The following is a 14483-nucleotide window of genomic DNA, read 5'->3' as shown; positions in this document are numbered from 1 at the left end:
AGATGCCCACCGTCTCCCGGGAGGCCCCGCACGGGATCGGCGTGCCGTCGACCAGTCGCAGGTCGTCGGCCCACGAGGGGCACTGGGCGGCCAGATACAGCATGGCTTTGCAGATCAACGGAGCGGCGGCCTTGATCCGTTTGTGGTAGCCCGGCTGCTTGGGCAAATACGGAAACAGATGGCGCAGCCGGCCCAAACACATACGCAGCCAATGGTGTTCGCTGCGAGCACCGAGCAGTACCTGCGCCACGGCCAGGCACACCAGCTCGGCATCGGTGAGTCTCTTCGGTCGACCGACTCGCCGTCGGTCCGGTCCGATGACATGATCATCGATCGTCACATACAGTTCGGTCAGGAGGGCATCGAGGTTCGTCGTCACAAACGTCCATCGATGCCCTCCAACCACATCAGTCACAAGCCGCCACGCCGCACAGACAACCAACAGCGGTACGCATCAACAACCCGCCGCAACTCACCCGCCGCCGCGGTTAGGAATTACTCATCTAGCCGCGCGGCGCCCAGTTGCCGTGAAAGCCCATCGGCACCCGCTGCGGCAGGTGCACGGTGGCCACCGACTCGAGGGTTTGGGCGTCGAACAGCAGCAGCTGACCCTCGTCGCGACCCCGGTGATAGCCGTAGCCCATCAGGACGCCGTCGTCCTCGGAGCGGGCAGCCGGGCTCGGCACAAAACACATCTCGCCGAGCAAAAGGCTGGGGTCCAGTGCGGCGGTGGTGGCCGATCCGGTCGCGTAGTCGTGCTTGTACAACGCCGACGTCATCTCCGAAGCTTCGTCCAGGAATCCGCCGTCGACGCCGACGGTGTAGCCGAACCGGTGCTTGCCGCCCAGCACGTTCTCGTTGATTCGGGGGAATTCCTGCGAGCGGTCGTCGCGGCGTTCGGCAGAGACTGCGCCGGTCGTCAGGTTGATCGTCCAGCGGTCCAGGGCCGGCCGGCTGTCGCCGGGACCGCGCCGGTCGCGGTCGAACATGCGCGGGTAGCGCACCACGTCGAGCACCAGCAGCTCCGCCCCGTCGCGGATTTCCGAGTACGCGTTGAGCGGGTGGTAGACGTAGCAGGGTTCGATCTCGAACCATCTGACGTCGTTGTTGTCACCCTCGCGCGGCATCACGCCGATGCGCGCCGGGTAGTGGGGATTCCAGCCGTACGGCATCTGGTTGATCGGTTGGCGATTGCGGTTGACCATCGCGGTGACCGGGCTGGGCATCCGGACGCGCCCGAGCAGCGACTGCACCACCAGCCGAGCGGGCAGGCCGAGCCAGCGCGGAACGGTCGCCGGCAGCACCCGCGCCGGTTCGAACGTCACCGGCAGGTCGTAGATCACGACATACTTCTCGGTCAGCGAGAAGTCGTGCATCATCGGCGACCCGGTCACCGCGATGTCGACGGTGCGTCGTGCCCGGCCCCGGGTGTCGATCACCGAGTACTGCACGGTGTGTCCGCGCGCGAAAGAATAAGAGATGGCGTGCAATTCGCCGGTTGCCGGGTCGCGGTGCGGGTGGGCGGTGTACCCCCCGGCCAATGTGCCGTCGAAGTCGCAGGTCCCCACAGTGTCGAGCTCGTCGGTCAGCCGGTAGTTGGCGCCGCCGCCCTCGACCAGTGCCAGGGTTTGTCCGGCGTGGCTGAGCACGTTGGTGTTGGGACCGACGGAGAGCATCCCGGCGCGGGGGTCGAGCCCGGCGGGCGTGGGCTCGCCGAGTGCGCTGCACACCGCCGCGGTCCGGACCCAGCGGTTGCGGTACCACCGGGCCTGCCCGTCGCGCAGCGCCACCCCGTGCACCATGGCGTCGCCGCTGAACCAGTGATAGGTGGCCGGGTCGACGTCGGCGACCGGGTTGGGGCCGTTGCGCAGATAGCGCCCGTCGAGGTGTTCGGGGATGTGACCGGTGACCGGCAGATCGGTCGCCGTCACCTCGGCGCGCACTGGCGCCAGGAAGCCTTCGAGATACGGATTGCCGGTTGCGGTGGTGGCGGCAGTAGTCACGTCTAGCTCCTATAACGTTGATATTATGATGTTATAGGGACAGTACGCTTGCTGTGACAGGATGGCAACGATGAATTTCCCGCAGATGCAACGCAGCGTGCGCGACGAGCTGGTGCACGCCGCGGTGAGGCTGCTCAACGACGAGGGGCCCGACGCGCTGCAGACCCGCAAGATCGCCGGCGACGCCGGGACATCCACGATGGCCGTGTACACCCATTTCGGCGGGATGCGGGCGCTGATCGCCGGGGTGGCCGAGGAGGGTCTGCGGCAATTCGCCGACGCACTGACCGTCCCGGAGACCGCCGACCCGGTGGCCGACCTGATAGCCACCGGGATCGCCTACCGGCGCTATGCGCTTGAGCATCCGCACATGTACCGGCTGATGTTCGGCAGTACCAGCGCGCACGGCATCAATGCGCCGGCGCACAACGTCGTCAGCCTGAGCGTGGCCGAGATCGGCCAGCACTACCCGAGCTTCGCGCGCGTGGTGGACCCGGTGCACCGGTCGATGCGGGCGGGCCGGATCACGGTGGGATCGGCTGACGACGACGCGTCCGTGGTGGCGATCGCCGCCCAGTTCTGGGCGACGATCCACGGCTTCGTGATGCTGGAACTGGCCGGCTACTACGGCGACGACGGCGGCGCCGTCGGGCCTGTGCTTGCCGCGATGACGACGAATCTGCTTGTCGCGCTGGGTGATTCGCGTGAACGAGTAGAGCAGTCGCAGTTCTCGGCGGTACACGAAACCCCCGGGGCGTAGCGCTCCCGGGGGTTGTCGTGCGTCGAGCTACTTGACGGTGACCGTGGCGCCGGCGGCCTCGAGCTTGGTCTTGGCCTCGTCGGCTGCCTCCTTGGTGACCTTCTCCAGCAGCGGCTTGGGCGCGCCGTCGACCAGGTCCTTGGCCTCCTTGAGGCCCAGGCCGGAGACGATCTCGCGGACGACCTTGATGACGCCGATCTTCTTGTCGCCGGCGCCCTCGAGAATGACGTCGAACTCCGACTGCTCCTCGGCAGCCTCGGCTGCGGCGGGGGCAGCGCCCGGAGCGGCAGCCGCGACGGCGACCGGGGCGGCGGCGGTGACCTCGAAGGTCTCCTCGAACTTCTTCACGAACTCCGAGAGCTCCAGGAGGGTCAGCTCCTTGAAAGCGTCGAGCAGTTCGTCAGTAGACAGCTTGGCCATGGTGTGGGTCCTTCCTCGGTGTGTGCGTTATTCGGTTGATGTCTCGGCGGTTTCGGCGGGCGCCTCGGCCGGGGCCTCGGCGGACTTCTTCTCCTGCAGCGCCGCAGCAAGGCGGGCCACCTGCGATGCCGGCTCGTTGAACAGGCCGGCCGCCTTGGACAAGTTGGCCTTCATGGCGCCGGCCAGCTTGGCCAGCAGCACCTCGCGCGACTCCAGGTCGGCGATGCGCTCGACTTCGGCGACGGTCAGCGGGCGACCGTCCATGTAGCCGCCCTTGATGACCAGTGCCTTGTGATCCTTGGAGAAGGTCTTGATCGCCTTGGCGGCATCGACGGCCTCGCCGGTGACGAATGCGATCGCGGTAGGCCCGACGAACAGCTCGTCGAGGCCTTCGATGCCGGCCTCCGTGGCGGCCCGCTTGATCAGCGTGTTCTTGGCGACTGCGTAGGTGGCCGAGCCGGCCAGCGAGCGGCGCAGCTCAGCCAGGTTGGCCACCGTCAGACCCCGGTATTCGGTGATCAGGGTGGCAGTGGATGCCTTGAACTGCTCGGCGATGTCTGCAACGGCGGTGGCTTTGTCAGCCCGGGCCATGCATACCTCCTTGGCGTTACGGCCCGGAAACGACGAACGCCCCGACGCAGGAAGCGGTCGGGGCGTGCAGTATCTAGCGTGCCTCGTCCTCCTGCGTGGGCCGCCGGGAGTTCCCGGACCTTCAACCGATTGCTCGGTGACCGACGGTCTTCGGTGGATCGGCCACCACAATAGCGTTTGCGCCGCGATCAGCCAAAACAGGCGGCGGGCAGCAGCCCGAAGATCGCCGCCAGAACCGCTACGCGGGCACTAGTCGCCGAGGAGTCTGGCCGCCCCGACCAGGCCGGCGTCGCCGCCCAGGGCAGCCGGTACCACCCGCAAGCCGCGAATGAAGTCCAGGCCGGCGTGGTCGGCCACTGCCGCGCGCAGCGGGTCGAACAGCAGCCTGCCGGCGTTGGCCACTCCCCCGCCGACGACCACCGCGTCGAGGTCGCAGACCGCCGCCACCGAGGCGATCATCGCGGCCAGCGCATCGGCGCCGCGTCGAAAAGCCCGCAGCGCCACCGGGTCTCGGGCCGCGGCCGACTCGGCCAGCGCCATGGCGTCGGCCCCCGACCAGCCGTTGGCCCGCGCCCAGCGTGTCATCGACGGGCCGGCCGCGACGGTCTCGACGCAGCCGTGACCGCCGCACGAGCACGGCCGGCCGTCCGGGTCGACGACGACGTGACCGACGTGGCCGGCATTGCCGGTGCGGCCGTGATACGGGGCGCCGTCGAGGACCAGCCCGCCGCCCACGCCGGTGGACACCACGATGCCGAGCAAAAAGCGTGCGCCGCGGCCCGCGCCGCGCCAGTGCTCGCCCAGCGCCATGCACAGCCCGTCGCCGCCGAGACGCACCGGCACGCCGGGCACCGCGGCGGCGACCCTGTCTCGCAGCGGGAATCCGCGCCAGTCGGCGATGTTCACCGGGCTGACGGTCCCGGCGGCAAGGTTGATCGGCCCGGACGACGCCACACCGACCCCGCCGATTGCGCCGCCGGCGACGTCGATCGCATCGCCGATCATCGCCTCGACCACCGCCCACACGTCACCTGTGGGAGTCGGTCTTTTGACGGAATGCACCACTGCACCAACGGAATCCACCAGGCCGGCCGCGATCTTGGTGCCGCCGATGTCGAGAGCCAGGGTGAGCATGCGGCGGTCAGTGCCGGTGGGTGTTGTCGGGCTGTCGCGGGTCGCCGGGATGTTCGTAGCCGGGGGCCAGCCGCACCAGCGCGGACCGGCGCGCGTCCAGCCAGACCCGAAAGGCCCTGCGGCGCGCCGCTGCCCGCAGATGCTCGGCGATCTGCGGGCGAACGTCGTCCAGTGACGGGGCGGTGGGCGCGGGGCCGCGCCAGCCGTCGCGGGTGGGTGCGGGTGCGGCGAATCGCAGCGGGTTGCGGGCGTGGTAGGCGTCGACGTCGGCGTCGCCGACGTCGACGCCGCCGGTGATACGGGCAAACACGTTGCGCGCCAACGGGTTAGCGAGTGCCGCGGCGGCCACACTGCCGATCTCGAGGCGGGCCGTCGCATCAGGCAGCAGTTCGGCCTCGGCAGGCGCGTCCGCGTCGGTCACACCGAGCGCGGCGGCCTCGGTGGCGATCACGCGCTCGGTCACGATCAGCTGGGTGAGCCAGCGCCGCAGTTGGCGTCCCTCGCTGGTGCCCTCGGCGGGCAGCGCGGCCGCCAAGGGTCCGTCGCGCAGCCGCGCCTCGCGGGCGTCGACCTCGTCGACCGGGACGCCGGCGCCACCGACGGTTGCGACGATCATCGGACCGTCACCCGCACCGCCGGCGAATACAGCAGGTGCCCGGCACAGCCCACCCGGACCAGCGCCCACCACTCGCCCGGCTCGACCCTGGCGGGCGGCGCGACGTCGAAGCCGAGCTCGACGGCGCCGCGCGCGGGCAGCACCGCACCTTGCGCGGCCGGACCGAGCCACTCCCAGGTGTCCCACGGGCTGATCACGTGCGCCTCCAGCGCCAGATCCGCGCATGCCTCGGTGCCGACGGTGACCGTCAACCGCGCCGCATCGCCGGCCAGGACCTCGATGTCGGACGGCTCGTCGACGAAGTAAACCGGCCAGCCGTCGACGCCGCCGACGGACACCATTGCGACGTCCTCGACCACCTGGCGCCAGGCGGGCGGCACATCGTCCCCGGTGACGCGCAGCTGTGCCCGCAGCGGATACAGGCCGGGTTCGGCGCGTGGCTGGATGCCGACGGTCAGCTCGATTTCCCGGTATTCGCCGGGCTGCAACGCGAACGGCAGTTCGGGCGTGGCCGTCCAGCCGGCCGGGCAGCGCAGTGCGACATTGCCTGTCAGCGGTGCATCGGTGCAGTCGCTGGCCACGGTCAGGCGGAGCACGACCTCGTCGCCGGCAGCGGCGCTGACCCGCTGCGGGTTCAAGTGAGCGACGGCGGGCAGGCCGCCCAGCGGAGCCGGCCCGCGGTTGTGCGACCAGTAACGGGCATACAGCGGTTGCGCGTTCTCGGCATCCGGCACAGGGGCGGCGCCGTCGGAATCCGTGAGGATGTCGAGTTCGGCCAGCGCGGTGGCGATCTGGTAGCCGTGCAGCGTGGTGAGTTGCCGATGGTGTTGAGGTGTTTCCAGCAGGTCGGCCGGCCGAAGCTCCGACAGCGTGCCGACCGGCGAGTCCACCTCGACTTTGGTTGTCGCGCCGTGCATTTCGACCAGCCGTAGGGCGATCGAATGAGGGTCGACGGGTCGAGCGCTGCCGCGGGCCAGCGGGTTGCCCGCTGCTTTCAGTGCGCCCAGCGCCACCGCACCGGCGGGCTCGATGCGCAACAGTGAGCCCGTCGCGGGCAGCCCACCGGTTCCCCCGGCAGCCGTCAGCAGCGGATGCCCGAACTCTGCACTGCGGGCGGGGATTCGGGCCTGGCGCCAATCGCCGCTTCCGGAGATCAGCGCGTAGTCGAAGGTGTGGGTCCAGTGCTGCAGCTGGAAGTTGGACCCGTCCGGGGCGGTGCGGCGCGGTTCGTCGGTCCAGGCGCCCGACGGCCAGCCGGTGCAGGATCGCATCAGCGCGGTGTGCAGCGTGCCGTCGATGTCGACGGCGAAGCTGGGCACCCCGCGGTTGAGCAGCGCCACGGTGTGCGGCTCGAACTCTTGCACCCCCGACGGGGCCTGTTGGGCGACAACGATTTCGGCGTCAGCGAGGTCGGCGGTCACCGCCGCGATCGCCGGGCCGAGGTCGGCGTCGTCACGGCCGGCGATCACCAGCACCGGCAGTGCCCGCGGGTCGCGAAGGTCGGCGCCGGGCAGCCACGCCGTCGCCAGCGGCGCCGCCGCCGGCACCCATATCCGGGCCCGGCCGGTCGACGCGAGCTGGCGGTCCAGCTCGACGCTGTATGCCGGATCGGCCGCGGCCAGAACGGCTTTGGTGAACGCGTTCTGCCCCGGCCCGCCCAGCGCGATCCGGGTATCGGGGAGGTTGGAGTCGACGTCGAGGTAGCCGTAGCGGGGCTTGTCGGCGCTGCTGCAGGTCGCGGTGACCCCGGCACGCACCAGAGCCACCATCAGGTCGCGGGCCAGCGACCCGGACAGGGTCTCGGTGGGCGTCACCACTTCGGCCACCGACATCGCGTGCACGCCGTCGCCGAGGCGAATCCGCGCGGTCGACGACAGCCCGAACCAGCCGTAGGCGGGGTTGTCCAGCGTCCAGGGATGCTCCGCGGCGTCGACCGACCGATCGCCGTCGTGCAGCAAGGCGAAACCGCGCCCGACGACGGCGTCGCCGACCTCGCTGACCGGCGTGGCGCCCGGCACCGGGCAGGGCCAGCGCAGCCGCAGCAGCCGATCGGAGCCGGTGAACTCGTCCACCCTAGTGCGGCAGTCCACCCGTGAAATCCCGTGCCACAGCGTAAGAGTTTGGGTGTAACGCAGCATGGTGCCGATCCGGCCACGCACGACGAGCCGCTGACCGACCGGCGTGCGAAACGCCTGGACCTCGGCCGACGTTTCCGACGAGCACACCACCGGCCCCTTGGGCAGCAGGTGCCACGGGCCTTCGCCGCCGGTCGGGTGGGCGGGGTACTCCTCGTAGACGGCCAGCTCGTTGCCCACCCGGCCGTCGGCGATCAGCTCCCGGCCGTCGACTCGCAGCGACGCCACCCCGCCGCCGCGCGCCGGGTCGACGGTAAGTCGATACTGTTCATTGGCAATCGTGTTGCCCGCCAACGGCTCCCAGGAACGCGGCTCGCCGGCGGCCACTCGATACGCCCGCCACCCCAGTGACGGCACGTCGCGGGCGACAAACGTCACCGAGTCGTCGTCGGAGATGTACGGCACCTCGGCGCCTTCAGCGTCCACAATCCGCGCCGCAGCGCCGAGTCGGATCGTGACCACGTCGGTCCGGTTGTGCGCCAACGGGTTCCACACGACCAGGTCGCCGCCGACCAATCGGGACAGCACGGTGAGCGACGTATCTCGAACAGAGCGGCCCAGCTCCCACGCGTCGCGCCAGCCGGTCAGCAGGTCGAGGTAGACCTGGTCGGACTCCGAGCCGGTGATGGCGTCGTGGTGGGCGCCGTACGCCAGCTGCACCCAGGCTTTGGCCAGCGCCGCCTGTGGGTAGGAAAGGCCGGCCACAACGCCTGCGAACACGGCGAATCGCTCGGCCTGCAGGACGGCGTGCTCGGCGGCCCGGTTGGCCTGCTTGGTGTCGATAAACGACACGTCCTTGCCGGTGTAGATCGGGTTCATGTCGCGGGTTTGCGGCGACGGCGCCAGGCCGCGGGCGTTCAATTCCGCGCCCACCGCGGCGAAGAACTCCCGCGGCAGCGCGCACACGAACCGCGGCCAGGTGTAGCGCGCTGCCCAGTCGCGGTGAATCTCGGTGACCCACTTGTTCGGTGGCGTGTAATCCGTGCCGACCGGCAGCAGCACGTTGCGGGTCAAAGCGACTTTGCGCAAATCCTCGAACAGCCGGTAGGTGGCTTGCTCGGCCTCGGCCAGCGAGGTGGATTCGTCCATCCACCAGCCGGCCGAATAGTGCGCCGGCATGTAATGGGTGAGCAGGCCGCGCCCGGACGGGGCGATCCACTCGAATTCGCTGCAGAACTGCATGCCGGCAAGGCCGCCGTCGCTGTGCATCGGGCCCCACTGGTGGTGCGGCCCGCGGGCCCAAGAACTCGACGTCAGGCCGGCGTCGGCGGCCATCCCGGGAAACTGCGGGTCGTGGCCGAACACGTCGAGCTGCCAGGCGGTGGCCGGGTCGCTGCCCACCACGTCGCGCTGAAAACCCATGCCAGCCACCAGGTTCCGAATCGTCGTCTCGGGGCTGGTGAGGTTGGTGTTGGGCTCGTTGTAGGTGCCGCCCATGATCTCGACACGGCCCTCGTCGATGAACCGCCGCAGGTCGGCGCGGTCCTCCGGATGGGTGTCCCAGTACGGCTTGAGGTAATCCACTTCGGCCAGCACGAATTTGTACTCGGGCTCGCGACGGGCCATCTCCAGATGCGCGTGCACCAATTCGAAGCCGTTGGCCTGCCGGCACCTGCCCGGCGGATCCTCGCGCCACACGCTGGTGTAGGCGCCCTGGGTGTTCCACCACACCGGGTCGTAGTGGAAGTGGCTGATCATGAACATCGTCCAGCCCGGCTCGGCCACCGTGAACGCGAACCCCAGCGAGCTGTCGTCGGCGTGCACCCGCGCGGTCCGCCGCTGGCCGATTACCGGATAGTCAACGGCGACAGGCACTTCGACGACGGTTTGGCAGGCCTCGATCCGCGCTTCGCCGGCCAAGCCGGCGCCGTCGACCCATATCGGCGTCGGCTCGGCGCAGCCGCTGACCGTGATCCGGGCCAGTTGCAGCGGTGCGTCCGGCGGGCCGACGAACAGTTCCGTCGACTCCGCAGCGATGACCTGCACTCCCGCACCCTACGAGGTTGTGCTCGCCCTCGTCACGTCGACGACCACCGGCAGGTGGTCGGAAATCGGCAACGCCGGCGTCGCACACGAATCGACAAGCAGCCCGACGTCGTCGGTAAGGATGTGGTCGAGCTGGCGGTCGGGGGCATCGATCGGGAACGTCTTGGCGGCGGCCAGCGGGCGCATGCCCGTCCAGCGCTGCGGCGTCGGGGCGCTCATGTTGAGGTCGCCCATCAGCACCCGCGGGCGGGGGAATCCGCGCAGATCGCGGATCAGCCGGCGCAGCTGCACCCGGTTCCACCCGGGGACGAACGACAGGTGGGTGTTGGCGACGGTCAGCTCGCCCAACTCGGTGTCGAGCCGGGCCAGCACCGCCGCCCGCGGCTCTTCGTCGACGATCTGCACCCGGCCCGGCCCGGGCAGATACATCGGGAACTTCAGCGGAATCCGCGGCAGCCGCAGCACCTGCCAGCTCAACGCCGGATACCGGGACAGCAGCGCGATCCCGTAGGCGGCGGTGCCGGGCTGCTCGTCGCCGGTGGCGGCCATCCAGGTCGCCCCGGGCGTGCCGGCGATCGCCGCGACGAACCGGTGGCTGACCGCGCCCATCGCCTCGGCCGCGACGGCGGTGAGATCGGCCATCGCCGACCGCGGCTGATCGCAGTCCACCTCCTGTAAGGCCAGCACGTCGGCGTCCAGCCGCCGCACGCAGTCGGCGAGCCGGTCCACGTCGACTTCGCCGTCGTGCACGCTGCGGCCGTGCAGGATGTTGAAGGTCGCCATCCGCATGGGTATTACCTACCCATCATGACCGCGCACGGACCAGAGCTGTTCGCCCGCAATGACGAATTGCGCGAGGCGCTGCGACACGCGGCCTCGGCGCTCAAGGCGCACGGGCCGCAGTTCGCGCTGGCCGGCAGCTACGCGCTGTGGGTGTACTGCGCACCCGAACCGGTGCACGACGTGGACCTCGTCGTCGCCGAGCCCGACGTGGAAGTGGCGGTCAAAACACTCGCCGAGGCCGGGTTCACCATCGACCGCACCCCGGAGGACTGGCTGTTCAAGGCGTACGTGGGTGACGCCGTCGTCGACGTGCTGCACCGCATCAACGGGGTCGCGGTCGATGCGGAGCTGATCGGTTCGGGCCAGGAGCGCGACGTGTTGGCCATCCGGATGCCGGTGCTGTCGCCGACGCAGGTGGTGATCCAGAAGCTGTGCGCGCTGACCGAACACCATTGCGACTTCGCTTCGCTGCTGCCGTCGGTGCGCGCGGTCCGCGAGCAGGTGGACTGGGACCGGGTGCGCGCCGACACCGTGGGCAACGACTTCGCAGTGGCGTTCTTGGTGCTCGTGCAGCGGCTCGGGATCACGACGTGATAGGGACTACGCATGCCCGCTCTTGCCCCGCCCGTGACCGACGAACGCAGCGCGCTGCGCGAATACCTGGCCTATCACCAAAGCGCGTACTTCGCGGTGTCCTACGGGCTGACCGATGAACAGGCCCGATCCGCCCCGACCGTCAGCGCGCTGTCGATCGGCGGGCTGGTCAAGCACGTCACCGGCATGCAGCGCACCTGGATGGCGCGGGTCGCCGCCGCACCGCACGAACCGCCACGGGACCCGCGGCCGTTCGAGGAGATCGCCAAGGAGTTCGGCGACCAGCACGTGATGCGGCCCGACGAAACGCTGACGGGGCTGCTGGACGCGTTCAAGGCGCAGAACGCCGAATCGCTGCGGCTGGTGGAGACCGCGGATCTTGACGCGAAAGTGCCAGTCCCCCAAGACATTCCGTGGTTCCCCGAGGGGCTCGAGGCGTGGTCGGTGCGCTGGGTGATCATGCATGTGATCAACGAGCTGGCCCGCCACGCCGGGCACGCCGACATCATCCGGGAAACCATCGACGGCGCAACGATGTACGAGCTGATCGCCGGCCTGGAGAACTGGGAGCCGCGACCATGGGTGACACCGTGGACAAAGCGTGCTGACGCGTAGCGGCGTTGCCCCGGGCGACGTCGACATCTATTACGAGGACCTCGGCGACCCGGCCGATCCGCCGGTGCTGCTGATCATGGGCCTGGGCGCGCAACTGCCGATGTGGCCGGACGGCTTCTGCGCGCGGCTGGTCGGCGCCGGCTACCGGGTGATCCGGTTCGACCACCGCGACACCGGCCTGTCGGCCAAGATGCACGGCCTGCGCGCCGACGGCTCGGTCTACCGGCGGGCGTGGCGCTACATCCTCGGCCGGACCAGCGCCCCCTAGCTCTGGCCGCGAGCGTGCACAGAATGCCGTTGCACAGGCGCAAATGGCGTACAACTACGCACGCTCGCGGCAGGGAATTGGGCAATTTGGCACACTGCACTGATGAGTTCCAACAATCATCGCGAGCTCGCCAAGCTAGACCGGGTGCCGTTGCCGGTCGAAGCGGCCCGCATCGGCGCGACGGGTTGGCAGCTCACACGCACCGCTGCCCGCGTCGTCACCAAGCTCCCCGGCCGCGGGCCCTGGCAGCAGAAAGTGATCAAGCAGCTCCCGCAGACCTTCTCCGACCTGGGCCCCACCTACGTCAAGTTCGGGCAGATCATCGCGTCCAGCCCGGGCGCCTTCGGCGAACAGCTGTCCCGGGAATTCCGCGGGCTGCTCGACCGGGTACCGCCGGCCGACCCGAAAGAGGTGCACAAACTCTTCGTCGAAGAACTCGGCGCGGACCCGAAGGAGCTGTTCGCCAGCTTCGAAGACGAGCCGTTCGCGTCGGCGTCCATCGCCCAGGTGCACTACGCGACCCTGCACAGCGGCGAGGAAGTCGTCGTCAAGATCCAGCGGCCGGGGATTCGCCGCCGGGTCGCCGCCGACCTGCAGATCCTCAAACGCTTCGCGCAGGCCGTGGAGCTGGCCAAGCTGGGCCGACGGCTGTCCGCCCAGGACGTCGTCGCCGACTTCTCCGACAACCTGGCCGAGGAGCTGGACTTCCGCCTGGAGGCACAGTCGATGGAGGCCTGGGTGTCGCACCTGAACCCCTCTCCGCTCGGCCGCAACATCCGCGTGCCCCAGGTCTACTGGAACTTCACCACCGAGAAGGTGCTGACGATGGAGCGGGTGCACGGCATCCGCATCGACAACGTCGCCGAGCTCCGCAAGGCGGGGTTCGACGGCGTCGAGCTGGTCAAGGCGCTGATCTTCAGCCTGTTCGAGGGCGGACTGCGGCATGGCCTGTTCCACGGCGACCTGCACGCCGGCAACCTCTACGTCGACGCCGACGGCAAGATCGTGTTCTTCGACTTCGGGATCATGGGCCGCATCGACCCGCGCACCCGCTGGCTGCTGCGCGAGCTGGTCTACGCGCTGCTGGTCAAGAAGGACCACGCGGCGGCGGGCAAGATCGTGGTGCTGATGGGCGCCGTGGGCACGGTCAAACCCGAGGCCCAGGCCGCCAAGGACCTGGAGAAGTTCTCCACCCCGCTGACCATGCAGACGCTCGGTGAGATGTCATACGCGGACATCGGCCGGCAGCTCTCCGCGCTGGCCGACGCCTACGACGTCAAGCTGCCCCGCGAGCTGGTGCTGATCGGCAAGCAGTTCCTCTATGTCGAGCGGTACATGAAACTGCTGGCGCCGAAATGGCAGATGATGTCCGATCCGCAGCTCACGGGCTACTTCGCCAACTTCATGGTCGAGGTCAGCCGCGAACACCAAAGCGACGTGGAGGTCTAGTGCAGGTCCGCAAAGGCACCGCCCGGTCCGGCGAGGTGGACCTCTACTACGAGGACATGGGCGACCCGAACGACCCGGCTGTCCTGCTGATCATGGGCTTGGGCGCGCAGCTGCTCCTGTGGCGCACCGCGTTCTGCGAAAAGCTGGTCGCCGAGGGCTATCGCGTCATCCGCTACGACAACCGCGACGTCGGGCTGTCCACCAAGACCCCGCGCGTCAAGTCCGGCCCCAAGCTTCCCCGCATGATCCGGTTCTGGTTCGGCCTACCCGGCAAGTCCGCCTACACGCTGGAAGACATGGCCGACGACGCCGCCGCCGTCCTCGACCACCTGGGCATCGAGCGCGCCCACGTCGTCGGCGCCTCGATGGGCGGAATGATCGCCCAGATCGTCGCCGCCCGATACAGCGCACGAACCCGGTCGCTGGCGGTGATCTTCTCCAGCAACAACCGCCGGTTCCTGCCGCCGCCGGCGCCGCGCGCGCTGTTCGCCGTCATCCAGGGCCCGCCGCCGGACTCGCCGCGCGACGTCATCGTCGACAACGCCGTGCGGGTCACCCGGATCATCGGCAGCCCCGCCTACCCGGCGCCCGAACAGCGCATCCGCGAGGAAGCCATCGAAGGCTACGAGCGCAGCTATTACCCGTGGGGGATCGCCCGGCATTTCAGCGCGGTCCTGGCCAGCGGCAGCCTGGTCCGCTACGACCGGCAGATCACCGCACCCACCGTGGTCATCCACGGCCTGGCCGACAAGCTGATGCGGCCCTCCGGTGGGCGCGCGGTGGCCCGTGCCATCCGCGGCGCACGCTTTGTGACCTTCGAGGGCATGGGCCACGAACTGCCCGAGCAGCTGTGGGACCCGGTGATCGGCGAACTCACCCGCAATTTCGCCGAGGGTTGAACCAAAGACTCGCCGTTTTCGTACCCTTTGGATCAGCCCTGTTCGATTAGCATGTCTGGCGGTATGGGGTTGTCGTCCCGCTCAATCGATGCGGTGACGTCGTGCTACCTGAGAGGCGCATGTATGGCGCAAAAACTGAAGCCCCACTTCAAGGACGTGCAGGCCCACTACGACCTGTCCGACGAGTTCTTCGCCCTGTTCTTAGACCCCAGTCGCACGTACAGCTGCGC

General features: G+C 69.2%; 13 protein-coding genes and 2 pseudogenes. 7 read left to right on the top strand and 8 right to left on the bottom strand.

Features of this window, described 5'->3' with window-relative positions; all coding sequences use genetic code 11:
* Together AWC14_RS27845 and AWC14_RS27840 are read right to left on the bottom strand one after the other, a co-directional pair.
* Window positions 1–379 (bottom strand): annotated as a pseudogene (locus tag AWC14_RS27845) (IS982 family transposase); the annotation flags it as partial.
* Window positions 380–503: 124 nt separating this feature from the next.
* A complete protein-coding gene (locus AWC14_RS27840) occupies window positions 504–2003 on the bottom strand; it encodes a carotenoid oxygenase family protein (RefSeq protein ID WP_045385022.1) in 1500 nt (499 codons plus the stop codon).
* A 61-nt stretch (window positions 2004–2064) separates the two neighbouring features.
* Here AWC14_RS27840 and AWC14_RS27835 point away from each other — a divergent pair, with 61 nt between their 5' ends.
* Window positions 2065–2763: a TetR/AcrR family transcriptional regulator gene (locus AWC14_RS27835; RefSeq protein WP_045385025.1), complete on the top strand. Its 699-nt coding sequence runs from the start codon at window positions 2065–2067 to the stop codon at window positions 2761–2763.
* A 27-nt stretch (window positions 2764–2790) separates the two neighbouring features.
* On the opposite strand, the gene rplL is transcribed toward AWC14_RS27835, so the two are convergent.
* The 6 genes from rplL to AWC14_RS27805 all read right to left on the bottom strand — a co-directional run bounded on the left by rplL (window position 2791) and on the right by AWC14_RS27805 (window position 10434).
* Complete coding sequence (gene rplL, locus AWC14_RS27830) at window positions 2791–3183, bottom strand: 50S ribosomal protein L7/L12 (protein WP_045385028.1); 393 nt, start codon at window positions 3181–3183, stop codon at window positions 2791–2793.
* A 27-nt stretch (window positions 3184–3210) separates the two neighbouring features.
* Window positions 3211–3774, bottom strand: coding sequence for a 50S ribosomal protein L10 (rplJ, locus tag AWC14_RS27825; RefSeq protein WP_045385030.1), 564 nt, complete (start codon window positions 3772–3774; stop codon window positions 3211–3213).
* A 249-nt stretch (window positions 3775–4023) separates the two neighbouring features.
* Window positions 4024–4908, bottom strand: a complete 885-nt coding sequence (locus AWC14_RS27820) for an ROK family protein (RefSeq protein ID WP_045385033.1) — start codon at window positions 4906–4908, stop codon at window positions 4024–4026.
* A gap of 7 nt (window positions 4909–4915) precedes the next feature.
* A complete protein-coding gene (locus tag AWC14_RS27815; protein ID WP_045385036.1) occupies window positions 4916–5524 on the bottom strand; it encodes a DUF7158 domain-containing protein in 609 nt (202 codons plus the stop codon).
* Window positions 5521–9645, bottom strand: a complete 4125-nt coding sequence (locus AWC14_RS27810) for a glycoside hydrolase family 38 N-terminal domain-containing protein (RefSeq protein ID WP_045385039.1) — start codon at window positions 9643–9645, stop codon at window positions 5521–5523. Before AWC14_RS27810 ends, AWC14_RS27815 begins: the two co-directional genes overlap by 4 nt.
* 9 nt (window positions 9646–9654) lie before the next feature.
* Window positions 9655–10434 (bottom strand): endonuclease/exonuclease/phosphatase family protein, encoded by a 780-nt coding sequence (locus AWC14_RS27805; RefSeq protein WP_045385043.1) that lies wholly within the window; start codon window positions 10432–10434, stop codon window positions 9655–9657.
* Window positions 10435–10452: 18 nt separating this feature from the next.
* Here AWC14_RS27805 and AWC14_RS27800 point away from each other — a divergent pair, with 18 nt between their 5' ends.
* The 6 genes and pseudogenes from AWC14_RS27800 to AWC14_RS27775 all read left to right on the top strand — a co-directional run.
* The gene (locus AWC14_RS27800; protein WP_045385045.1) at window positions 10453–11022 is read left to right on the top strand and encodes a nucleotidyltransferase; all 570 of its coding nucleotides are present in this window, start codon (window positions 10453–10455) and stop codon (window positions 11020–11022) included.
* Between the two features lie 33 nt (window positions 11023–11055).
* Complete coding sequence (locus AWC14_RS27795; protein ID WP_045385047.1) at window positions 11056–11637, top strand: DinB family protein; 582 nt, start codon at window positions 11056–11058, stop codon at window positions 11635–11637.
* Window positions 11624–11896: pseudogene (locus AWC14_RS27790) on the top strand (alpha/beta fold hydrolase); the annotation flags it as partial. The gene AWC14_RS27795 and the pseudogene AWC14_RS27790, both read left to right, overlap by 14 nt.
* 111 nt (window positions 11897–12007) lie before the next feature.
* Window positions 12008–13354 (top strand): ABC1 kinase family protein, encoded by a 1347-nt coding sequence (locus AWC14_RS27785; protein ID WP_045385051.1) that lies wholly within the window; start codon window positions 12008–12010, stop codon window positions 13352–13354.
* A complete protein-coding gene (locus AWC14_RS27780; RefSeq protein WP_045385053.1) occupies window positions 13354–14253 on the top strand; it encodes an alpha/beta fold hydrolase in 900 nt (299 codons plus the stop codon). The genes AWC14_RS27785 and AWC14_RS27780 overlap by 1 nt, the downstream gene beginning before the upstream one ends.
* Window positions 14254–14376: 123 nt before the next feature.
* Window positions 14377–14483: class I SAM-dependent methyltransferase (locus AWC14_RS27775; protein WP_211282317.1), on the top strand; the 107-nt coding region annotated here is incomplete at its 3' end.

Origin of the sequence: Mycobacterium kyorinense, assembly GCF_002101735.1 — a bacterium.
GTDB classification, from domain to species: domain Bacteria; phylum Actinomycetota; class Actinomycetes; order Mycobacteriales; family Mycobacteriaceae; genus Mycobacterium; species Mycobacterium kyorinense.
Note: the sequence above shows the minus strand (reverse complement) of the source record. Positions and strands in the feature narration are given on the sequence as shown.